The following is a 20,184-nucleotide window of genomic DNA, read 5'->3' on the forward strand; positions in this document are numbered from 1 at the left end:
CTGATGGGGAAGGGCCGCCTGTCCGGCGCCGTCATGGCAAAGGTCTTGGCAAAAGTCCTGGCAAGCGCCGTGGCATGCGCCGCGCTGCTTTCGCTCGCATGCGTGAGCGTGCCGGCGCGCGCCCAGACTGCGTTCGACCGGCCCGGCGGCGACTATTTCAGCACGCCGGTCGCCTCGGGCGATCCCGAGGATTGCGCGCTGCTGTGCGAGCGCGACCGCCGCTGCCGCTCGTGGAGCTTCAGCTATCCCGACGTCGAAGGCGGCGCGGCGGTGTGCTGGCTGAAGAACACCGTGCCGGCGCGGGTGCCGGGAAGTTGCTGCATCTCGGGTGTGCGCGGCGCCGGCGTGATCGAGCCGCGGGTCGAGGGCGTGGAGACGTCGATCGACCGCCCCGGTGGTGATCTGCGCAATTTCGAGCTCAAGGACGGCGAGGGCGAAGAGGCCTGCAAGGCCGCCTGCACCGCCGATAACAAATGCCGCGCCTTCACCTATGCCCGCCCCGGCTACACCGGACGCGAGGCGCGCTGCTTCCTGAAAAAGGAAATCAAACCGCCGCGAAGGAAGGCGGGATTCACGTCGGGCGTGGTGCGGTAGGCAAGGTGCCGTAGTGCCGTAGGGTGGGCAAAGGCGCCCTTTGCGCCGTGCCCACGATCTCTGAGATACGGCGCAGGCGGGTGGGCACGCTCCGCTTTGCCCACCCTACGGCATCTCACTCTGCCACGATCACCGTGAGCTCCGGCCACAGCGCTTTCCATCGCGCGGCTTTCACTACGTAGTTCGCAACGGAAAAATTCGGACCCGGATTGGGCCGCGCGATCAGCCCTGCGACATCGTCGAACCCGTGCGGCGCGTAGACCTCGTAGCCATCGTCTGTGCGCCTGACCCCGACTTGCGTGTTCTGCGTGAGGAAGCGGTCGATGCCTTCCCTCGAGCTTCTCAGGGGCGGATAGGGCAGGCCGTGCTTGTCGGGAAACCACAGATGAACACGCGCCTGGTTGCGGATCTCGACCTTGGCGCCGAGATGGCCGAGCCGCGCATGCAGCTTGCGGATGACCGAATCCTCCGCTTCCCACGATGTATCAGGATCAAAATAGAACGCGTCGTAGTCGGCGATTCCGTGATCGATGGCGCGGCCGGTGAGCACGTTCCATACAGTCTGCATCAGGCATCCCGAGACCAGCCATGCATCCGGCAGATCGAGCCGCGCCAGCTCGTCGATGATCGTGACGTTGACGGGATTTCTCAGCGCGAGCGCGAGGAATTCGTCACGGTTCATCGCGCGATGAGGCGGCTCAATGCACGGCGGTGAAGAACCGGCCGAGCCGGAAGCCGGAGAGCCAAGTGTACACCGGCTGGCCGCGTATGCCGAGATCCCAGGAGCCGAGCACTGCATCGGCACGGCCGATCAGATTGTCGATCGGCAACAGTCCGACGCCGCCGGACCGCAGCGGCACGCGGCTGTCGGCGGAATTGTCGCGGTTGTCGCCGAGCACGAAGAGGTGACCCGCCGGCACCGTCACTTCCGGCGAGTTGTCGAGCGGACCGTTGTCGCGCATCTTGAAGATCAGGTGAGAGACGCCGTTCGGCAGCGTCTCGACATAGCGATAGGCGGGCTCGCTGCCGCCATTGTCGTCCTCGGCCGCGCCAACGCCGTCCGGCTTGAGCTCGGCAGGGCGGTCGTTGATGAAGAGCTGGCCCTGCCGCATCTGGATGCGATCGCCGGGCAGACCGACGACGCGCTTGACCCAGGCCTGCGAGCGATCGCCAGGCCAGCGGAACACGACCACGTCGCCCTGCTTCGGCGTTTCCGCGAAGACGCGGCCGCTCTCGGGCAGGCTGATCTGGATCGGCAGCGAAGAGGTGCCGTAGCCGTAGGGGAATTTCGAGGCGAGCAGTGCATCGCCGATCAGCAGCGTCGGCTCCATCGAGCCCGACGGCACGTAGAACGGTTCGGCAAGCGCGCCCTTGGCGATGAAGACGGCTGCGACGATGCCGGCGAGCTGAACGATCTGCCCGCCCCAGCCGCTGCTCTTCCGCTTGGGGGTGACGGTGACCTTTTCTTCCACGCTCATGCGCCCGTTCCACCCACCGTGATGCGCTCCATCAGCAGCGACGGCTGGCCGACGCCGACGGGCACGCCCTGTCCATTCTTGCCGCAGGTGCCGATGCCGGTATCGAGCGCAAGGTCGTTGCCGATCATGCGGATGCGATGCAGGTCGGTCGGCCCGTTACCGATCAGCATGGCGCCCTTCAGCGGCGCGCCCAGCTTGCCGTTCTCGATCTTGTAGGCCTCGGTGCACTGGAACACGTACTTGCCCGAGGTGATGTCCACCTGGCCGCCGCCGAAATTCGCAGCGAAGACGCCGTTCTTCACCGATGCGAGGATCTCCGCCGGATCGCGGTCGCCTGCGAGCATGTAGGTGTTGGTCATGCGCGGCATCGGCACATGGGCATAGCCCTGGCGACGGCCGTTGCCGGTCGGCTTCATGTTCATCAGCCGCGCGTTCTGGCGGTCCTGCATGTAGCCGACCAGGACGCCGTCCTCGATCAGCACGGTGCGATTGGTCGGCGTGCCCTCGTCGTCGATCGACAGCGAGCCGCGGCGCGAGGCCATGGTGCCGTCATCGACCACGGTGACGCCCTTGGCCGCGACCTGCTGGCCCATCAGGCCGGCAAATGCCGAAGTCTTCTTGCGGTTGAAGTCGCCTTCGAGGCCGTGGCCGACCGCTTCATGCAGCATCACGCCGGGCCAGCCGGCCCCTAACACGACGTCCATCTCGCCGGCGGGGGCGGGGATCGATTCCAGATTGACGAAAGCCTCGCGCAACGCGCCGTCGGCCGCATCGCGCCAGTTCTTGCTCTCGATGAATTCGGCATAGCCGGCGCGGCCGCCATAACCCTTGCTGCCACTCTCCTGGCGGTCGCCCTGGCCGGCAACGACGGAAATGTTCACGCGCACGAGCGGGCGGATGTCGCGATAGCTCTCGCCGTCGGGCCGCAGAATCTCGACGACCTGCCAGGTCGCACCCAGGCTGACGCTGACCTGCCGCACCCGCGGATCCTTGTCGCGCAGATAAGCGTCGATCTCGGCGAGCAGTTTTACCTTGGTCTCGAAGCCCGGGGCATCGAGCGGGTTGTCATCGCCGTAAAGGCGCACATTGGTGTGCGCCGGCGGCGCGGCGAAGCTGCCGGAATAGCCGCCGCGCACGGCAGCGACTGCATCGGCGGCACGAATCAGCGCCGGCAGCGAGACGTCGGAGGAATGCGCATAGCCGACCGCATCATCCTTGACCGCGCGTAAGCCAAACCCTTGCGAGGTGTCGTAGGTCGCCTGCTTCAGCCGCCCATTGTCGAACATCAGCGCTTCGGTCTGGCTGTACTCCAGGAACAGCTCACCGTCGTCGGCACCGGAAAGCCCGCGCGCGACCTCGTGGCGAACCTGGTCGCGGTCGAGATTGGCGCGGTCGAGCAGGGAGGTCGTGGCAGGATTTGTCATGCGTCCGTCCATTATCGGAAGATGTAGGGCAAGATAATGGTTTCGGACCGGTTCCGCGAGGGCCGGACCGTGACATTACGAAAACGATAGGTGCGGCTCGGGCTTAAGCCGGCTTTCAGGCTTTTCGGGCTATCAACGGCGAACCCGGAGTCGGAGCCGCAGACAGAGCATGTGGAATTCCCTGACAGTGTTCTGGGATCAGTATCACGGCCTGATCATCGGCTTCGCCGCGCTGGCTTTGGTCCTGATCTTCAATCAGTTCGTCTACCGACGCCGCTGGACATCCTATCCCACGCGCGAGGCCTATGTCGCGGCTCACCCGGCCTGTGACACCGTTGACGGCATCCTCTGTGCGACATGTCGGCGAAAGGCGCTGGTCGGGCCAGTGGCCGGCAGAGGCCGCATCTATCGCTGCGGCTGGTGCGACACGGAGCTTTATCGCGCGGACAGGGCGTAGCCCTACGGCAGCTTGTCGTAGCCCTCGCCGAGCCCGTTCAGGCTGAGCGGGAAGCCGATGCCCTCTTCCGGGGTCTCGAAGATGATGAAGGTGGCGGTCTTGGCGGTGCGGAGCTGGCCGAGCAGCTTGTCGTCCATGACGACCTCGGCGACGCAGCCATTGGGCAGGCAACGGACGAAGCCGGCGCGGCCGACGTCCTGGTTGTCGAGCTTGAGGCCGAGACCGGAGGGCAGCAGGACACCGAGCGGCGCGACCACGCGCATCAGGCGGCTCTTCTGGTCGGCGGTCTTCAGCACGATGACGGTCAGGCCGGCATTGGAGCGGTCTTCGGCTACCACGCTCTGGATCAGGGCGCATTGCTCGGTCTGGGCGCCCGGTGGGGTGTCGCAGCGGATCTGCCAGTCGCCATGGACGGAGCGGACTGCGCCCTGCGCATGGGCGAGGCCGGGGAGTGCCAGAAGGACGAGCGCGGCCAGCAGGCTGGCCAGCGCCGGGAGGCGGGTCATCTGCCTTCTAGCCAGCCTTGCCATAGCCAGCCCTGCCATCGATTTCGAAAGCCCCATCGGGTCGGTCCCTCTGCTCGCCTTCCTCGCTCGCGCTTGGCGGACTAATCTGGCGGACTGATACGGGAATGACGGCGCCTTGAAGGCGATTCCCAAGCAAATTCCACGCCGCCTCGCGCCGCCGCCGCCCGCACGAATCAGGTTCCTGCGCGGCCATCTGTCAGTGCCTACCGCGGGCAATTCCGCTGTCAAGCGGCAGCATCCCGGCAAACGGTATTTTTGTCTGATCTTACTAGGAAATATCTTGCGGGTGATCGCTGGCAGACGGGGCTCAAGACTGCATTGCGATAGATCAAAAATTATGGTTTGAGAGGCTTGATTTCGGCGTTCTAGCGATCTGGCCCCAATTCCTCTTAGAGGTATTCTTGCGCGGCGGTTTGTCAGGCGGGCGGATCGAATAAGCGTTTCCCGCAAACAGGGGGAGCGCACTTGGGGTGATTTCGTAAGGGGAGCGCGAACGGCATGAGGATGTCGATGGGCCCGGTGGGCCGGCACTTGCTGGGATTGGCCGTGGCGGGTCTGACGCTGGCGACGGGCGGTGCGGCATTTGCCGAGCTCGGGCAGCCGAAGCCCTGGGAATGGACGCTTCAGGAGTCCGGCTCCCCGGTGATGGACAACATCGTCTGGTTCCACAACTTCCTGTTCGTGCTGATCACGCTGATCACGCTGTTCGTCCTGGCGCTGCTCGTGGTCGTGGTCGTCAAGTTCAACGCGCGGGCCAATCCGGTGCCGTCGCGGACCACCCACAACACGCTGATCGAGGTGGCATGGACGCTGGTTCCGGTGCTGATCCTGGTCGGCATCTCGGTGCCGTCGTTCCGGCTTCTGTTCCTCGAGCTCGACGTGCCGAAGGCGGATATCACCATCAAGGCGACCGGCAAGCAGTGGTACTGGTCCTATGCCTACCCGGACAACGGCAAGTTCGAGTTCGACTCGCTGATGGCGCAGGACAAGCAGCCCCGCCTGCTCGGCGTCGACAACGAGATGGTGGTGCCCGTCAACAAGGTGATTCGTGTCCAGGTCACCGGCGCCGACGTCATCCACGCCTTCGCGCTGCCGGCTTTCGGCGTCAAGATCGACGCCATTCCGGGCCGGCTGAACGAAACCTGGTTCAAGGCGACCAAGACCGGCATGTTCTACGGCCAGTGCTCGGAGCTCTGCGGCAAGGACCACGCCTTCATGCCGATCGCGATTCGCGTCGTGAATGACCAGGAGTTCGCCTCCTGGGTCGAGACGGCAAAGAAGAAATTTGCGAGCGGCGGCACCAGCACCTACGCCTCCGCGGCCGGCCCGACGCAGTAAGCGTCGGGTGACGGCTCTAAGGGACTGAAAGCGACATAAGGGCGGGACCTCCAGAGGTCCGATTGGGACGCAAGGCAGGATTTGAAAATGGCAACGAGCGCAGCGGCACACGGCGATCACGCCCACGGACATGACGAGCATGCCCATCCGACCGGATGGCGCCGCTACGTCTATTCGACCAACCACAAGGACATCGGCACGATGTACCTGATCTTCGCGGTCATCGCCGGCGTCATCGGCGCCGCGATGTCGATCGCGATCCGTGCCGAGCTGATGTATCCGGGCGTGCAGATCTTCCACGAGACGCACACCTATAACGTGTTCGTGACCTCTCACGGCCTGATCATGATCTTCTTCATGGTCATGCCCGCGATGATCGGCGGCTTCGGCAACTGGTTCGTGCCGCTGATGATCGGCGCGCCCGACATGGCGTTCCCGCGCATGAACAACATCTCGTTCTGGCTGCTGCCGGCCTCCTTCGCCCTGCTCCTGATGTCGACCTTCGTCGAGGGCGAGCCGGGTGCCAACGGCGTCGGCGCCGGCTGGACCATGTACGTGCCGCTGTCGAGCTCGGGCCATCCGGGCCCGGCCGTCGACTTCGCGATCCTGTCGCTGCATCTGGCGGGCGCCTCCTCGATCCTCGGCGCCATCAACTTCATCACCACGATCTTCAACATGCGCGCGCCGGGCATGACCCTGCACAAGATGCCGCTGTTCGTGTGGTCGATCCTGGTGACGGTGTTCCTGCTGCTGTTGTCGCTGCCGGTGCTTGCCGGTGCGATCACCATGCTGCTCACCGACCGCAACTTCCACACGACGTTTTTCAACCCCGAAGGCGGCGGCGACCCCGTGCTGTTCCAGCATCTGTTCTGGTTCTTCGGCCACCCCGAAGTGTACATCCTGATCCTGCCGGCTTTCGGCATGGTCAGCCAGATCATCTCGACCTTCTCGCGCAAACCCGTGTTCGGCTATCTCGGCATGGCCTACGCCATGGTCGCGATCGGCGGCATCGGCTTCGTGGTGTGGGCGCACCACATGTACACGGTCGGCATGTCCAGCGCGACGCAGGCCTATTTCGTCGCCGCGACGATGGTGATCGCGGTTCCGACCGGCGTGAAGATCTTCTCGTGGATCGCCACGATGTGGGGCGGCTCGATCGAATTCCGGGCCCCGATGATCTGGGCGGTGGGCTTCATCTTCCTGTTCACGGTCGGCGGCGTCACCGGCGTCGTGCTGGCGAATGCCGGCGTCGACCGCGTGCTGCAGGAGACCTATTACGTCGTCGCCCACTTCCACTACGTGCTGTCGCTCGGCGCGGTGTTCGGAATCTTCGCCGGCTGGTACTACTGGTTCCCGAAGATGTCGGGCTACATGTACAGCGAGACGCTCGCGAAGGCGCACTTCTGGGTCACCTTCATCGGCGTCAACCTGGTGTTCTTCCCGCAGCACTTCCTCGGCCTGTCGGGCATGCCGCGCCGTTACGTCGACTATCCCGACGCGTTCGCGGGCTGGAACCTGGTCTCGTCGGTCGGCTCCTACATCTCCGGCTTCGGCGTGCTGATCTTCCTCTACTGCGTGCTCGACGCCTTCATGAAGAAGGTGCCGGCTGGCGACAATCCGTGGGGTGCAGGTGCGACCACGCTGGAGTGGACCTTGCCCTCGCCGCCGCCCTTCCACCAGTTCGAAGTGCTGCCCCGCGTGCAGTGATCGATCTCCCGCGGCGCCCGTGACGGGCGCCGCGGCTCTATAACGAAGCGAGTTGAATTAAGTGTCCGTCCTCGACCACAACGCCATCGACATCAATCCCCGCATCTCCGAGGCGGAGGTCGGCGACTACATCGCGCTCTTGAAGCCGCGGGTGATGTCACTGGTGATCTTCACCGCGCTGGTCGGGATGGCGATGGCGCCCGGGCATTTCCACTGGGTGCTGGCCATCACCTCGCTGCTCTGCATCGCCGTCGGCGCCGGCGCCTCCGGCGCGCTCAACATGGCGCTGGAAGGCGATATCGACTCCAAGATGTCGCGCACGGCGAACCGGCCGATTCCGCGCGGCCGCATCACCCGCCCTGAAGCCATGGCGTTCGGCCTGACACTGTCCTTCTTCTCGGTGATGACGCTCGGCATCCTCGTCAACTGGATCGCGGGCGCGCTGCTCGCCTTCACCATCTTCTTCTACGTCGTGATCTACACGATGTGGCTGAAGCGCTGGACCGCGCAGAACATCGTGATCGGCGGCGCCGCCGGTGCGCTGCCGCCGGTGGTGGCCTGGGCTGCGGTGACCGGCACGGTCGACGTCGAGCCGCTGCTGCTGTTCGCCATCATCTTTTTCTGGACCCCGCCGCACTTCTGGGCGCTGGCGCTGTTCCGATCCGACGATTACGCGCGCGCCGGCATTCCGATGCTGCCCAATGTCGCCGGTCCCGACGCGACGCGGCTCCAGATCCTGCTCTACACCATCGTGCTGATCGCGGTCGCCGCCGCGCCCTGGGCGCTCGGCTATTTCGACGCGATCTACGGCATCGTCTCGCTGATCCTCGGCGCCGGCATGCTGGTGCTCGCGATCAACGTCTATCTGCGCCGCGAGCGCAGCCAGTCGCTGCGCGCGACCCGCAAGCTGTTCGCCTTCTCGATCCTCTATCTGTTCGTGCTGTTCGCGACCCTGCTGGCCGAGGTCGTGTTCCGGGCAGTTGCTCCGCTGGTAGGGGGCGCATGATCGCAGGGATGGTCGACAAACCCGAGCCAGATGGAATCGTCCTCACCGAGGCGCAGAAGAAGAGCCGTCGTCAGCGTTCGATTGCGATCGCGCTCGCGCTCGGCGTGCTCGTGGTGCTGTTCTTCGCCGTCACCATGGTCAAGGGGCCGGCAGTCCTCGTGCGGCCGATGTAGGAAACATGGATCACGATCCCACCATATCGCAGGATGTCAGCGCCAAGCCGGCCAAGCGTGAGCCGACCAAGGGCCGCGGGCTGGGCCGCGATGTGGTGGTTGCTTCTATCTGCGGCGGCGTGGTCGCGTTGATGGTCGGTGCCTCCTACGCGGCGGTGCCGTTCTACAACTGGTTCTGCCGCGCCACCGGCTTCAACGGCACGACCCAGGTCGCGACCTCCGCGCCGGCTACCGGCCCGATCGCGCGGAAAATCTCGGTGCGCTTCGATTCCAACGTCGCGCCCGGCCTGCCCTGGAAGTTCGAGCCGGAGCAGAGCGAGATCGAGGTCAATATCGGCCAGGTCGTGACCGTCTTCTACACCGTGACCAACCAGGCCGCGCGCACCACGGCCGCGCAGGCCGCCTACAATGTCGCGCCGCTGACGGTCGGCTCCTATTTCCAGAAGATCAACTGCTTCTGCTTCACCGAGCAGACCATGGCGCCCGGCGAGAAGCGCGAGATGCCTGTTGTCTTCTACGTCGATCCCTCGATCGCTGACGATCACGAGAACGACGGGCTGAATACGATCACGCTGTCCTACACCTTCTATCCGGTGAAGGATCCCGTGGTGAAGCCGCTGGCATCGGGCGAAGGCGACAAGCGCAAGGGAAATCTTTGATCGCCGGGCTCGCGCTCAGGCGGTTGGAAACAAGGGGATAAGTGCCTGACAGGCACGGGATTGAGGAGAGAGACCGAAATGGCTACGGCGCACACCAAGCATCACGACTATCACCTGGTCGATCCCTCGCCCTGGCCGGCCGTCGGTTCGCTCTCGGCCTTCATCATGGCGGTCGGCGCGATCGCCTGGATGCATCACATGTTCTCGGCCGCGCCGATCGTGTTCGGCGTCGGCACCGTGGGCGTGCTCTACACCATGGCGAGCTGGTGGGGCGACGTGATCAAGGAAGCCCAGTACAAGGGCGACCACACCCGCGTCGTGCAGCTGCATCACCGCTACGGCATGATCCTGTTCATCGCCTCCGAGGTGATGTTCTTCGTGGCCTGGTTCTGGGCCTATTTCAACGCCGCGCTGTTCCCGGCCGACGCCGTTCACGCCACCCGCGATGCCGTGTTCGGCTGCGGCCTCGGCACCCAGGCCGGCGCCTGCGCCGTCCCCGGCACCTGGCCGCCGAAGGGCATCGAGACCTTCGATCCCTGGCACCTGCCGCTCCTCAACACGCTGATCCTGCTGACGTCGGGCACCACCGTGACCTGGGCGCACCATGCGCTGCTCGAGAACGACCGCCAGGGCCTGAAATACGGCCTGATCCTCACCGTCGTGCTCGGCGCGCTCTTCACCTGCGTGCAGGCCTATGAGTACAGCCATGCGGCGTTCTCGTTCGGCGGCAACGTCTATGGCGCGACCTTCTTCATGGCGACCGGCTTCCACGGCTTCCACGTGCTGGTCGGCACCATCTTCCTGCTGGTGTGCCTGTTCCGCGCCTATGCCGGCCACTTCACGCCGACGCAGCACCTCGGGTTCGAGTTCGCCGCCTGGTACTGGCACTTCGTCGACGTGGTCTGGCTGTTCCTGTTCCTCTGCATCTACGTCTGGGGACACGGCGCCGAGACCATGGCCCACGGCGCGCACTGAGCCCGCGACAACGAGATCAGAAAGGGCGGCCGCTGGGCCGCCCTTTCGCTTTTGGGCCGCCGGAAGCTCCCGCGAAAACTGTGATAGAGTCCGCCATCATGAACGACACCACCGGCCCGTCCGTGCCTGAAACCACCGTCCTGCAAAGTGCGCTGCGCGGGCTTGCCTGCCGATGCCCGCGCTGCGGCCAGGGCAAGCTTTATGCGGGCTTCCTGACGCTCGCGCCCGCCTGCGACCGCTGCGGTCTCGACTATGCCTTCATCGATACCGGCGACGGGCCGGCGATCTTCATCATCATGCTGGCCGGCGGAATCGTGGTGGCGGCTGCGCTCATCGTCGAGGTCAAATACCAACCGCCATACTGGCTGCATGCGGCGCTGTGGTTGCCGCTGATCCTGGCCACCACATTGTTGCCGCTGCGTGCGATGAAGTCGCTGCTGATCGCGCTGCAATTCCACCACAAGGCGGCGCCGGGCCGGTTGGTCGACCGCGCGAAATGAATCAACCTGCGCGCAAGCCTCGCGTGGCCGGCTTCGCGCTGTTCACGCTGTTCCTGACGGCCGTCTTCATCGCGCTCGGCCTCTGGCAATTGCAGCGCCGGACCGCCAAGCACGCGCTGGTCGCGGCGCTCACCGAGCGCCTTGCAGAGGCGCCCATCGCGCTGCCGCCGCCTTCGCAATGGGCTGCGCTCAATCCCGCGCGCGACGAATTCCGCCGCGTCAGCTTCACCGCGACCTACGCAGCCCTGCCGGATGCGATGATCTATTCCTCGGGCTCGGCGGTGCGCAGGGACGCCTCCGGCCCCGGCACCTGGGCGTTCCTGCCGGCGCGGCTTCCCAGCGGCGAGATGGTCGTGATCGATGCGGGCTTCGTCGAGAATACGATGCAGGACCGCAGCGTCGAGGATCGCGCGGTGAAGAAGCTCGTCACCGGGCAGCCGGTCGCGCTCACCGGTTACCTGCGCTTTCCCGAGCCGCCAGGCAGGCTGACGCCGGCGGAGAACCGCGACAAGCGGCTCTGGTTCGTGCGCGATCATCCGGCCATCGCAAGCGCGCTCGGCTGGGGCGCGGTTGCGCCGTTCTATGTCGACCTCGAGCAACCGGTGCCCGAGAACGGCATCCCCCGCCCGGGGCCGCTCGACGTGCATCTGAAGGACGATCACCTGCAATACGCCATCACCTGGTTCCTGCTCGCAGGCGCCGTGCTGATCGCCTTCGCGGTGTGGGCAAGAGGCCGGCGGCAGAGCTGAGCTCGACGGTAGATACTCTGAGGGAACCCGGTATCGTCCGGGGTTTATTATTCAGCGCACATTCACGAGTGTGGTCCTAAGCCGCCGGTGAGTTTCCGCGGCAGACAGGGATTGCGGCGTGAGCGATTTCGACCAGATGGGAATTGTCGTCGATTGGGTGGACGCCTGCCGGAAGGGCGACCTCTCGACGTTGCTCGACCTCTATGCGGACGACGCCCAGGTCGAATGCACGTGCAACGGCGCGCAGCGCTATCGCGGCCGCAGCGAGCTCGAGGCCTATTGGCAGCCGCGCCTCAGTGCCTTCTCGTTGGCGGGTTTCGGGCTGGAAGAGATCCATCCCGCGCCCCATGGCGTCGATGTCGAATATTCCGTCGCCGGCGCGCTACGCATTCACGCCTCGTTTCGCTTCAGCCCGGAAGGCAAGATCCGCAGCACGCTGTGCGAGCCGGCGCAACAGGACGCGCATCATGGCTGCGCCTGTTAGGGCATGATGCGGACCCGAAGGGCCGCGTTGGCGCAAAGTGCGCAGTGGGTCTCCGACAAGGTCAGCTCATCCAATTGGCTGGACCGGCGCCTGGCGTGCCGGCTCGGTCGGAAGCCGGCAGCGTACATAAGTTCGCCCATCCACGCGCAACAGTGACAGCGATCCGCTGAGCGCGCGCACGCGTTCATGCATGCCGGTCAGGCCGCGGCCGAAAACGTTGCCCTCGGGAAAGCCGTCGCCGTCGTCGGAGATCTCGATGATGAGCGCCTCGCCGGTGACGGTCGCCTGGACATGGGCGTTGCCGGCCTTGGCGTGGCGCAGCACGTTGGTCAGCGCCTCCTGGATCACGCGATAGACGGTCTGGGCCAGCGGCCCGGCGATCACGTTGAGACCCGGATCGATCGTCTCCGTCAGGACGATATGCGGTGCCTGCTTGCGAAAGTTCTGGAGCAGCGTCTGCACGCTGGTCGAAAGGCCAAGCTCCTGAATGTAGAGCGGCCGCAACCGATCGAGGATGCGGCGGTTGGTCTGCTGGAGCGCCTCGACCGATTGCAGCACATCCTGGGCTGATTTGCCGAGATTTCCCACCTGCGGCGAGGCGTCGACCAGCGCGATCGTGCCGGCGCGGATGCTGAACAGCAGCGGTCCGAGCTCGTCGTGCAATTCGCGGGCGAGGTCACGACGCTCGTCGTCCTGGAGCGACACCAGGCGGTGCATCAGATCGCGATTGTCCTGGCTCAATTGCGCCAGCGTCGCAGCCAGCGCATTTGCTTCCGCACAGCTCTGCCGGATCTCCGGCGGGCCTCCGACCGGGATCGGCTTTGCGTAGTCGCCGCGCCGCATCCGTGTGAGGCCTTGGCCGAGATGCTGCAGGGGACGCAGTGCCGATCCCGCGAAGACGTAAGCGATGATTCCGGTGAGCACGGTCAGCACGGCGACGAGGCCGGTCAGCGCCAGGAAGCCGATCCACTTCTCGAACAGGTCGGCCGACAGGTCCGGCAGGAATACGATATCGCCGACACGCCTGCCATCGATCAGTACTGGGGTTGCGGCGTCCATGTCCGGTACCATGAGCAGGTTGACAAACCACTGCGGAACCCCTTGCAGCTTTTGCAGGCCGTCCTTTGGTGGCTCCGCAGGAGGGCCTTCCGCGGAACGGAATTGGATGTCCGAGGAGGTGGTCAAGGATTGAACAAAGGCGTCGAGCGTCTTCCGCGGGTCGTCCGACGCGCGCAGAGTGTTGTTGAGTGCGGTCGCGATCGTCCGGGTCGAACGTCGTGCGGGCTCGTTCTCGTCGGCGAGCTGACCGGCCGCGAAGATCCGGAGCAGCACACCGCCAAGGATCAGCGCTGCGAGAAAGTTCGCCCCAAGTGGAAGAAACAGTTGCGTTCTGAACGAGAGTCGTTGCCACATTAGGTCAATTCTAACGCGCATCGGCGGGATTTACTCTTTCCATTTGTTCCCGCCGGTCTATGAGTCGAAAAACAAGAGAGTGCGCGATGCAAGATACCGCCAAGCCGGCGACCAGGGTCCTGATTGTCGATGACCACCCCGTGGTGCTGTCCGGTTGCCGCACCCTGTTCGCTTCGGACCATTCGATCCGTATCGACGAGGCGACCGACGCCAAATCCGGCCATCGCGCCTATGTCAGCAAGCGGCCCGACGTCACCGTGATCGACATCAGCCTGCCCGATGTCTCCGGCTTCGAGCTGATGCGACGCATCCGCAAGGACGATCCCGACGCCAAGATCATCATGTTCAGCATGAACGACGATCCGGCCTTCGTGGTGCGGGCGGTCGAGCTTGGGGCGCAGGGCTATGTCTCCAAGGGCGATGATCCCAGGATCCTGCTGAAAGCGGTGCGCAAGGTGGTCGCGGGCGACAATTACATCTCACCGCAACTCGCGGAAGCCGTGACGTTTTCCGGCGCGGCGATCAAGGCCAACCCGGCTTCGCAGATGACGCCGCGGGAGCTCGAAATTCTCCGCCTGCTCGGACGCGGCGACAAGATCGTGGAAGTCGCCGAGGCGCTCGGCATCTCCTACAAGACCGTCGCCAACACCACGTCCCTGCTCAAGCAGAAGCTGGGAGCCAAGAACCATTCCGACCTGATCAGGATCGCGGTTGAAATCGGGATGAATTGACGGCCCGGGGCCCCGGCACCGAACCGGCTGCTCCAGGATGCAGCCGGTTCGGCGAGCGGATTGGTGCCGGCGTGCAGCCGGGCAATGCATGGACACCGCCGACACCCATCCGCGGACACAATGGGTCGAGGTGGCATTCGTTCCGGATCCCGCGCAATTGTCGGGATAAAATGGCAATTCTTGACGACGGTTGGCTGGAGCGCGCTCGCAAAAGCTTGGGCATGTCGGGAAAAATAGGAACATCTTCCCGCGCTGGTCGTTTTTCGCCCTTGACGATTTCGTGACTGACGGCGAAAGGTTGCCGGACAAGTTTCAGCGGGGGGCGGCGACCCCAGAGGCAAACCGGTCTGCACATATCAACGACAGACCTTCCAAGAGAGGGCTGCGGCATCGCCGCAGCCCTTTTTGCTGGGCAGGGGTGAAGGCGGGAAGCGGTTTCCTGATGCCGCAAAACACTTTATGGTGGCGCAAAGCCTCTGGCTGTTAACAAGTAATTTCGTAAAATCAAAGGCTTAACGAACGGGCGTAAGCCCGGTCGGCCTTTGGAGGGCAGTTTGACTCGTTATATCTCGACCCGGGGCGAGGCCCCCGAACTCGGCTTCTGCGACGTGATGCTGACCGGGCTTGCGCGCGACGGCGGCCTGTATGTGCCGACCATTTGGCCCCAGCTCTCCACTGAAACCATCGCCGGCTTCTTCGGCCGCCCCTATTGGGAGGTCGCGGTCGACGTGATCCGTCCGTTCGCCGGCGGCGAGATTTCGGACGCCGAGCTTGGCCGCATGGCGAACGAGGCCTATGCCACCTTCCGCCATCCGGCGGTGGTGCCGCTGCGCCAGATGTCGCCGCACCAGTTCGTGCTGGAGCTGTTTCACGGCCCGACGCTCGCCTTCAAGGACGTGGCGATGCAGCTGATCTCGCGGCTGATGGACCATGTGCTCGCCAAGCGCGGCCAGCGCACGACCATCGTGGTCGCCACCTCAGGCGATACCGGCGGCGCTGCGGTCGAAGCCTTCGCCGGCCTCGAGAACGTGGATCTCATCGTGCTGTTCCCGCACGGCCGCATCTCCGAGGTGCAGCGGCGGATGATGACGTCGACGGGCGCGGCCAATGTCCATGCGCTCGCCGTCGAGGGCAATTTCGACGACTGCCAGGCGCTCGTGAAGGGGATGTTCAACAACCATCGCTTCCGCGATGCGACCTCGCTCTCCGGCGTCAACTCCATCAACTGGGCACGCATCGTCGCCCAGGTGGTCTACTATTTCACCTCCGCCGTTGCCGTCGGCGCGCCGGCGCGCGCGGTGGATTTCGTCGTGCCGACCGGCAATTTCGGTGACATCTTCGCCGGCTACGTCGCCAAGCGCATGGGGCTGCCGGCGCGGACCCTGCGCATCGCCGCCAACGTCAACGACATCCTGGCGCGCACGCTGAAGACGGGGATCTATGAGGTGCGCGAGGTGCACGCGACGGCGTCGCCGTCGATGGATATCCAGATCTCCTCGAATTTCGAACGGCTGCTGTTCGAGGCCGGCAAGCGCGATGCAGCCGGCGTGCGCCGCCTGATGGATTCGCTGAAGCAGTCAGGACGTTTCGTGCTGCCGGACGCAACGCTGGCCGCGATCCGCGAGGAGTTCGACGCCGGCCGCGCTGACGAGACCGAGACCGCGGCTGCGATCCGCGCCGGCTGGCGGGAGGCAGGCGAGCTGGTCGATCCCCATACGGCGGTGGCGCTCGCCGTCGCCGATCGCGACACAACCGACACGAGGGTGCCAAGCATCGTGCTCTCCACCGCGCATCCAGCCAAATTCCCCGACGCCGTCGAAGCGGCCTGCGGCCAGCGGCCGCAACTGCCGGCCTGGCTCGACGGATTGATGACCAAATCCGAACACATGAAGGTGATGAAGAACGATCAGGCCGAGGTCGAGCGGTTCGTGCTGTCGGTCAGCCGCGCCGCAAAGCAGGGAGTTGCCGGATGAGCGTCGAGATTTCCAAGCTTGCCTCCGGCCTGACCGTCGTCACCGACAAGATGCCCCATCTCGAGACCGCGGCGCTCGGCGTCTGGGCCGGCGTCGGCGGACGCGACGAGAAGCCGAACGAGCACGGCATCTCGCATCTGCTCGAGCACATGGCGTTCAAGGGCACGACGAAGCGCTCCTCGCGCGAGATCGTCGAAGAGATCGAGGCGGTCGGCGGCGACCTCAATGCCGGCACCTCGACCGAGACCACGTCCTATTACGCGCGGGTGCTCAAGGCCGACGTGCCGCTCGCGCTCGACGTGCTCGCCGACATCCTCGCCAATCCCGCCTTCGAGCCCGACGAGCTGGAGCGCGAGAAGAACGTCATCGTGCAGGAGATCGGTGCCGCGCAGGATACGCCCGATGACGTCGTGTTCGAGCATCTCAACGAGCTCTGCTATCCCGATCAGCCGATGGGCCGCTCGCTGCTCGGCACGGCCAAGACGCTGCGCGCCTTCAACCGTGACATGCTGCGCGGCTACCTCTCGACGCATTATCGCGGGCCCGACATGGTGGTGGCGGCCGCAGGCGCGGTCGATCACAGCCAAGTCGTTGCCGAGGTCGAGAAGCGCTTTGCGAGTTTCGAGGGGACGCCGGGCCCGAAGCCGCAAACCGCTCAGTTCGGCAAGGGCGGCGCCAAGGTGGTGCATCGCGAGCTGGAGCAGGCGCATCTGACGCTGGCGCTGGAAGGCGTGCCGCAGAGCGATCTGTCGCTGTTCTCGCTCCAGGTCTTCACCAACATCCTCGGCGGCGGAATGTCGTCGCGCCTGTTCCAGGAGGTGCGCGAGAAGCGCGGCCTGTGCTACTCGATCTACTCGTTCCACGCGCCCTATACCGACACCGGCTTCTTCGGCCTCTACACCGGCACCGATCCGGCCGACGCGCCGGAGATGATGGAGGTCGTGGTCGACATCATGAATGAGTCGGTGGAGACGCTGACCGAGGCCGAGATCGCGCGGGCCAAGGCGCAGATGAAGGCAGGGCTCCTGATGGCGCTGGAGAGCTGCTCGTCGCGTGCCGAGCAGCTGGCGCGCCACGTGCTGGCCTATGGCCGGCCGCAGACGGTCGAGGAGCTGGTGGGCCGGATCGACGCCGTCAGCGTCGAATCGACCCGGGACGCGGCGCGTGCGCTGCTGTCGCGGAGCCGGCCTGCCGTTGTCGCATTAGGCAGTGGCAGGGGGCTGGACACGGCGGTGTCTTTTGCGGAAGGATTGACGCGGGCACGTGCCAAGGCGCGGCTGCATTAGGAGCCGCGCGCGGGCTGAGCTGCCCCGGGAAGCATCACCATGGCCCTCTTTCGCCTGCCGTCCAGTGGACCCGCCGCCCTCGCGCCGCGCGGTAACGGGCTGTTGCTGCGCGCGCCGCAGATGTCGGACTTCCTGCAATGGGCGCATTTGCGCGAAACCAGCCGCGATTATCTGACGCCCTGGGAGCCGATCTGGCCGTCTGACGATCTTACCCGATCCGGCTTCCGCCGCCGCCTGCGCCGCTATTCCGAGGACATTGCCGCGGACCGTTCCTATCCCTTTCTGATCTTCCGCGAGCTTGATGGCGCCATGGTCGGCGGCATCACGCTGGCCAATGTCCGGCGCGGCATCGTGCAGGCCGGCACCATCGGCTATTGGGTCGGCCAACCCCATGCCCATCGCGGCTACATGACAGCTGCACTGCGGGTCCTCCTGCCGACGCTGTTCGGCGAGCTCAATCTGCACCGGGTCGAGGCCGCCTGCATCCCCACCAACGCGCCCTCGATCCGGGTGCTGGAGAAGTGCGGTTTCTCCCGTGAGGGCCTGGCGCGCCGCTATCTCTGCATCAATGGGGTCTGGCAGGACCATTTGCTTTTCGGCCTGCTGCATGAGGATTTCCGCGGCTGAGCCGCTCGATCATGTGGCCAAATCCCTTGCCCAAGTCCTTTGGCCAAGTGCCCTGCCAAGTCCCCCTTTTTGCTGCCTTGGGTTCGCCGATTTTGACGATATAACCCGCATGCTCCGGCCCACGATCGGCCGGACAATTGTCATTGGAGTACGGGCTTTGATGGTGAAGCAGCTTCGGTCATCGCGGAATGTGCTGCGGCGGGGGACGGCGATCGCGCTTGTCTTGTCGATGTCGTTCGCGGCGGTTTCGCCGGTGGCCGCCCAGTCCTTGACTGACCGCTTCAAGAGCCTGTTCGGCGGCAAGTCGGATGAGCCGGCCCCGCCCAAGCCCGCGCCCGCGCCTGGCCAGCCGGCGGAAGACGAGGTCGATTGCCCGCAGGTGACGGTGCGCGCGGGCGCATCAACCTACGCGGTCGGGGCGGCCGGCAAGCCGGCCGTCGGCAACGAGATCCGCTTCCAGGCCTCGATCACCAAGATGGCGCGCGAATGTTCCCGCAGCAGTGTCGGCATCACGGCTCGGATCGGAATCCAGGGCCGCGTGATCGCCGGGCCCGCCGGCGCGCCCGCCACCGTCGAGGTGCCCTTGCGTGTCGCGGTGGTGCAGGGCGGTGTCGGCGAGAAAGTGATCGCCTCGAAGGCTTACCGGACCACGGTCGAGATGTCGGAGGGCGGCAGCGTGCCCTTCACCTTCATCGTCGAGGATCTGGCTTATCCGACGCCCTCGGCCGCGGTCGCCGATTCCTATGTCTTCTATGTCGGCTTCGACCCGCAGGCGCTGTCGCCCGAGCCGAAGGGACGGAAGAAGAAGTAGGTAAGCAAGTCGTCACGAAGAACGCTGTCATGCTCCGCGCAGGCGGGGCATCCAGTACGCCGCGGCTTCTCCGTATCTCATTGCTGTCTCTGGAATACTGGATCACCCGCTTTCGCGGGTGATGACACGGTATTTGTGGATTGCGGTGTCGCAAACAAAAAAGCCGGCGCTTATCGCGCCGGCTTTTTGATTACTGAAGGCAAAACCCTCAGTTCAGCTTCTGGCGAACCTCGGTGATGCCCTTGGCGAGCAGATCGTCGGCGACCTGGCCCTTGACCGACTGCGACAGGATCGTGGAGGCGGCCTGAACGGCGGCTTCCGCGGCTGCGGCGCGGACATCGGCGAGCGCCTGGGCCTCGGCGAGCGCAATCTTGCTCTCCGCGGTCTTGGTCCGGCGGGCGACGAAGTCTTCCATCTTCGCCTTGGCGTCGGCCGCGATGCGCTCGGCTTCGGCCTTGGCGTTGGCGATGATGTCGGCAGCTTCGCGCTCGGCGGTGGCGCTGCGCGCCTTGTAGTCGGCGAGCACCTTGGCCGCTTCCTGCTTGAGCCGCGTCGCGTCGTCGAGCTCGGCCTTGATGCGGGCGGCACGATGATCCAGCGCCGTCATCGCCGACTTGAAGACCCCGAGATAGGCGAACACGACCATCAGGATCACGAAGGCGATGGCGACCCAGGTTTCAGGATCGAAGAACATCTCGACTAACCTTTCAGGGACGCATCGACCGCGGCATTGACCGACGCAGCGTCGGGAACGACGCCGGTAAGCTGCTGCACGATCTGGCCTGCCGCATCGGCCGCGATGCCGCGGACGTTGCTCATGGCGGTGGCGCGGGTCGAGGCGATGGTCTTCTCCGCCCCGGCGAGCTTGGCCGCCAATTGTTCTTCCAGCGTCTTGCGCTCGGCTTCCGCCTGCGCATTCGCCTTGTCGCGGGATTCGTTGCCGATGGCCTGTGCCCGCGTGCGCGCCGAAGCGAGCTCGGTTTCATAGGCCTTCAGCGCCGCCTCGGACTGGTCCTTCAGCTTCTGCGCCTCGGCGAGGTCACCCTCGATCTTGTTCTGACGCGCCTCGATCGCACCGCCGACCTTCGGCAGAGCGAGCTTGGACACGATCACGTAAAGCAGGACGAAGAAGATCGCGAGCGACACCAGCTGTGAAGCGTAGTTGCTGCTCTCGAACGGCGGAAAACCGCCACCGTGGTGACCACCGTCAGCCTCGGTGTGAGCGCCCGCCGCCGGACCTTTTGCGCCGCCATGACTTTCAGCCACGGAGTT

23 protein-coding genes are annotated in these 20,184 nt (G+C 65.1%); 16 read left to right on the plus strand and 7 right to left on the minus strand.

The window, feature by feature from the left end:
• Nucleotides 1–3 precede the first annotated feature (3 nt).
• Nucleotides 4–594, plus strand: coding sequence for a PAN domain-containing protein (locus GGD66_RS15280; RefSeq protein WP_018316361.1), 591 nt, complete (start codon nt 4–6; stop codon nt 592–594).
• 115 nt (nt 595–709) lie between these two features.
• Here the strand turns inward: GGD66_RS15280 and GGD66_RS15285 are convergent, their stop codons facing one another.
• From GGD66_RS15285 to tldD, 3 genes are read right to left on the minus strand one after another with little or no spacing between them, the layout of a single operon-like run.
• Entirely contained in the window at nt 710–1,276 is a 567-nt protein-coding gene (locus tag GGD66_RS15285; protein ID WP_183258252.1) for a nucleotidyltransferase family protein, read from the minus strand.
• Nucleotides 1,277–1,292: 16 nt separating this feature from the next.
• Entirely contained in the window at nt 1,293–2,072 is a 780-nt protein-coding gene (gene lepB / locus GGD66_RS15290) for a signal peptidase I (RefSeq protein WP_018316360.1), read from the minus strand.
• Nucleotides 2,069–3,496: a metalloprotease TldD gene (gene tldD / locus GGD66_RS15295; protein WP_183258253.1), complete on the minus strand. Its 1,428-nt coding sequence runs from the start codon at nt 3,494–3,496 to the stop codon at nt 2,069–2,071. The genes lepB and tldD overlap by 4 nt, the downstream gene beginning before the upstream one ends.
• Before the next feature lie 169 nt (nt 3,497–3,665).
• Here tldD and GGD66_RS15300 point away from each other — a divergent pair, with 169 nt between their 5' ends.
• Entirely contained in the window at nt 3,666–3,953 is a 288-nt protein-coding gene (locus GGD66_RS15300; RefSeq protein WP_210321581.1) for a hypothetical protein, read from the plus strand.
• Nucleotides 3,954–3,955: 2 nt separating this feature from the next.
• Here GGD66_RS15300 and GGD66_RS15305 read toward each other — a convergent pair whose 3' ends face one another.
• On the minus strand, nt 3,956–4,498 hold the full coding sequence (locus tag GGD66_RS15305) for an invasion associated locus B family protein (protein WP_409362372.1): 543 nt from the start codon (nt 4,496–4,498) through the stop codon (nt 3,956–3,958).
• Nucleotides 4,499–4,978: 480 nt separating this feature from the next.
• Here GGD66_RS15305 and coxB point away from each other — a divergent pair, with 480 nt between their 5' ends.
• The 9 genes from coxB to GGD66_RS15350 all read left to right on the plus strand — a co-directional run bounded on the left by coxB (nt 4,979) and on the right by GGD66_RS15350 (nt 12,071).
• The gene (gene coxB, locus GGD66_RS15310; protein ID WP_018316356.1) at nt 4,979–5,818 is read left to right on the plus strand and encodes a cytochrome c oxidase subunit II; all 840 of its coding nucleotides are present in this window, start codon (nt 4,979–4,981) and stop codon (nt 5,816–5,818) included.
• Between the two features lie 87 nt (nt 5,819–5,905).
• Nucleotides 5,906–7,525, plus strand: a complete 1,620-nt coding sequence (gene ctaD, locus GGD66_RS15315) for a cytochrome c oxidase subunit I (protein ID WP_018316355.1) — start codon at nt 5,906–5,908, stop codon at nt 7,523–7,525.
• A 61-nt stretch (nt 7,526–7,586) separates the two neighbouring features.
• Entirely contained in the window at nt 7,587–8,531 is a 945-nt protein-coding gene (locus GGD66_RS15320) for a heme o synthase (protein WP_018316354.1), read from the plus strand.
• Nucleotides 8,528–8,704 carry a hypothetical protein gene (locus GGD66_RS15325; RefSeq protein ID WP_018316353.1) on the plus strand — a complete coding sequence of 59 codons (177 nt, stop codon included), beginning with the start codon at nt 8,528–8,530 and terminating at the stop codon, nt 8,702–8,704. Before GGD66_RS15320 ends, GGD66_RS15325 begins: the two co-directional genes overlap by 4 nt.
• A gap of 5 nt (nt 8,705–8,709) precedes the next feature.
• Complete coding sequence (locus tag GGD66_RS15330; RefSeq protein ID WP_018316352.1) at nt 8,710–9,363, plus strand: cytochrome c oxidase assembly protein; 654 nt, start codon at nt 8,710–8,712, stop codon at nt 9,361–9,363.
• A gap of 78 nt (nt 9,364–9,441) precedes the next feature.
• Nucleotides 9,442–10,338: a cytochrome c oxidase subunit 3 gene (locus GGD66_RS15335; protein ID WP_092255826.1), complete on the plus strand. Its 897-nt coding sequence runs from the start codon at nt 9,442–9,444 to the stop codon at nt 10,336–10,338.
• Between the two features lie 98 nt (nt 10,339–10,436).
• Nucleotides 10,437–10,838: a DUF983 domain-containing protein gene (locus GGD66_RS15340; RefSeq protein WP_183236722.1), complete on the plus strand. Its 402-nt coding sequence runs from the start codon at nt 10,437–10,439 to the stop codon at nt 10,836–10,838.
• Nucleotides 10,835–11,587 (plus strand): SURF1 family protein, encoded by a 753-nt coding sequence (locus GGD66_RS15345; RefSeq protein ID WP_183258254.1) that lies wholly within the window; start codon nt 10,835–10,837, stop codon nt 11,585–11,587. Before GGD66_RS15340 ends, GGD66_RS15345 begins: the two co-directional genes overlap by 4 nt.
• Nucleotides 11,588–11,705: 118 nt before the next feature.
• Nucleotides 11,706–12,071: a nuclear transport factor 2 family protein gene (locus GGD66_RS15350; RefSeq protein WP_092255821.1), complete on the plus strand. Its 366-nt coding sequence runs from the start codon at nt 11,706–11,708 to the stop codon at nt 12,069–12,071.
• A gap of 66 nt (nt 12,072–12,137) precedes the next feature.
• Here GGD66_RS15350 and GGD66_RS15355 read toward each other — a convergent pair whose 3' ends face one another.
• The gene (locus tag GGD66_RS15355; RefSeq protein WP_183258255.1) at nt 12,138–13,484 is read right to left on the minus strand and encodes an ATP-binding protein; all 1,347 of its coding nucleotides are present in this window, start codon (nt 13,482–13,484) and stop codon (nt 12,138–12,140) included.
• An 86-nt stretch (nt 13,485–13,570) separates the two neighbouring features.
• Between GGD66_RS15355 and GGD66_RS15360 the strand changes: the two genes are divergently transcribed.
• The 5 genes from GGD66_RS15360 (at nt 13,571) to GGD66_RS15380 (ending at nt 18,912) form a co-directional block, all read left to right on the plus strand.
• A complete protein-coding gene (locus GGD66_RS15360; RefSeq protein WP_179731971.1) occupies nt 13,571–14,215 on the plus strand; it encodes a response regulator transcription factor in 645 nt (214 codons plus the stop codon).
• A gap of 554 nt (nt 14,216–14,769) precedes the next feature.
• Nucleotides 14,770–16,188 carry a threonine synthase gene (thrC, locus tag GGD66_RS15365; RefSeq protein ID WP_183258256.1) on the plus strand — a complete coding sequence of 473 codons (1,419 nt, stop codon included), beginning with the start codon at nt 14,770–14,772 and terminating at the stop codon, nt 16,186–16,188.
• Nucleotides 16,185–17,474 carry a pitrilysin family protein gene (locus GGD66_RS15370; RefSeq protein ID WP_179731967.1) on the plus strand — a complete coding sequence of 430 codons (1,290 nt, stop codon included), beginning with the start codon at nt 16,185–16,187 and terminating at the stop codon, nt 17,472–17,474. Before thrC ends, GGD66_RS15370 begins: the two co-directional genes overlap by 4 nt.
• 39 nt (nt 17,475–17,513) lie before the next feature.
• Nucleotides 17,514–18,101 carry a GNAT family N-acetyltransferase gene (locus GGD66_RS15375; RefSeq protein ID WP_018316343.1) on the plus strand — a complete coding sequence of 196 codons (588 nt, stop codon included), beginning with the start codon at nt 17,514–17,516 and terminating at the stop codon, nt 18,099–18,101.
• A gap of 160 nt (nt 18,102–18,261) precedes the next feature.
• Entirely contained in the window at nt 18,262–18,912 is a 651-nt protein-coding gene (locus GGD66_RS15380; RefSeq protein ID WP_018316342.1) for a hypothetical protein, read from the plus strand.
• A 208-nt stretch (nt 18,913–19,120) separates the two neighbouring features.
• On the opposite strand, the gene GGD66_RS15385 is transcribed toward GGD66_RS15380, so the two are convergent.
• Nucleotides 19,121–19,606: a F0F1 ATP synthase subunit B gene (locus tag GGD66_RS15385; RefSeq protein ID WP_018316341.1), complete on the minus strand. Its 486-nt coding sequence runs from the start codon at nt 19,604–19,606 to the stop codon at nt 19,121–19,123.
• Nucleotides 19,607–19,611: 5 nt separating this feature from the next.
• Nucleotides 19,612–20,178: a F0F1 ATP synthase subunit B' gene (locus GGD66_RS15390; RefSeq protein WP_018316340.1), complete on the minus strand. Its 567-nt coding sequence runs from the start codon at nt 20,176–20,178 to the stop codon at nt 19,612–19,614.
• Between the last annotated feature and the right edge of the window lie 6 nt (nt 20,179–20,184).

The organism is Bradyrhizobium sp. CIR48 (assembly GCF_014198315.1).
GTDB lineage: Bacteria > Pseudomonadota > Alphaproteobacteria > Rhizobiales > Xanthobacteraceae > Bradyrhizobium.

What these genes read in the sequence shown, in the direction of transcription:
- GGD66_RS15300 (WP_210321581.1), top strand. Translation starts at nt 3,666, where the DNA reads ATGTGGAATTCCCTGACAGTGTTCTGGGATCAGTATCACGGCCTGATC.
- GGD66_RS15360 (WP_179731971.1), top strand. Translation starts at nt 13,571, where the DNA reads ATGCAAGATACCGCCAAGCCGGCGACCAGGGTCCTGATTGTCGATGAC.
- GGD66_RS15280 (WP_018316361.1), top strand. Translation starts at nt 4, where the DNA reads ATGGGGAAGGGCCGCCTGTCCGGCGCCGTCATGGCAAAGGTCTTGGCA.
- GGD66_RS15340 (WP_183236722.1), top strand. Translation starts at nt 10,437, where the DNA reads ATGAACGACACCACCGGCCCGTCCGTGCCTGAAACCACCGTCCTGCAA.
- GGD66_RS15380 (WP_018316342.1), top strand. Translation starts at nt 18,262, where the DNA reads ATGGTGAAGCAGCTTCGGTCATCGCGGAATGTGCTGCGGCGGGGGACG.
- GGD66_RS15345 (WP_183258254.1), top strand. Translation starts at nt 10,835, where the DNA reads ATGAATCAACCTGCGCGCAAGCCTCGCGTGGCCGGCTTCGCGCTGTTC.
- GGD66_RS15325 (WP_018316353.1), top strand. Translation starts at nt 8,528, where the DNA reads ATGATCGCAGGGATGGTCGACAAACCCGAGCCAGATGGAATCGTCCTC.
- ctaD (WP_018316355.1), top strand. Translation starts at nt 5,906, where the DNA reads ATGGCAACGAGCGCAGCGGCACACGGCGATCACGCCCACGGACATGAC.
- GGD66_RS15305 (WP_409362372.1), bottom strand. Translation starts at nt 4,498, where the DNA reads ATGGCAGGGCTGGCTATGGCAAGGCTGGCTAGAAGGCAGATGACCCGC.
- GGD66_RS15355 (WP_183258255.1), bottom strand. Translation starts at nt 13,484, where the DNA reads ATGTGGCAACGACTCTCGTTCAGAACGCAACTGTTTCTTCCACTTGGG.
- tldD (WP_183258253.1), bottom strand. Translation starts at nt 3,496, where the DNA reads ATGACAAATCCTGCCACGACCTCCCTGCTCGACCGCGCCAATCTCGAC.
- coxB (WP_018316356.1), top strand. Translation starts at nt 4,979, where the DNA reads ATGAGGATGTCGATGGGCCCGGTGGGCCGGCACTTGCTGGGATTGGCC.
- GGD66_RS15335 (WP_092255826.1), top strand. Translation starts at nt 9,442, where the DNA reads ATGGCTACGGCGCACACCAAGCATCACGACTATCACCTGGTCGATCCC.
- GGD66_RS15385 (WP_018316341.1), bottom strand. Translation starts at nt 19,606, where the DNA reads ATGTTCTTCGATCCTGAAACCTGGGTCGCCATCGCCTTCGTGATCCTG.
- lepB (WP_018316360.1), bottom strand. Translation starts at nt 2,072, where the DNA reads ATGAGCGTGGAAGAAAAGGTCACCGTCACCCCCAAGCGGAAGAGCAGC.
- GGD66_RS15375 (WP_018316343.1), top strand. Translation starts at nt 17,514, where the DNA reads ATGGCCCTCTTTCGCCTGCCGTCCAGTGGACCCGCCGCCCTCGCGCCG.
- GGD66_RS15330 (WP_018316352.1), top strand. Translation starts at nt 8,710, where the DNA reads ATGGATCACGATCCCACCATATCGCAGGATGTCAGCGCCAAGCCGGCC.
- GGD66_RS15370 (WP_179731967.1), top strand. Translation starts at nt 16,185, where the DNA reads ATGAGCGTCGAGATTTCCAAGCTTGCCTCCGGCCTGACCGTCGTCACC.
- GGD66_RS15285 (WP_183258252.1), bottom strand. Translation starts at nt 1,276, where the DNA reads ATGAACCGTGACGAATTCCTCGCGCTCGCGCTGAGAAATCCCGTCAAC.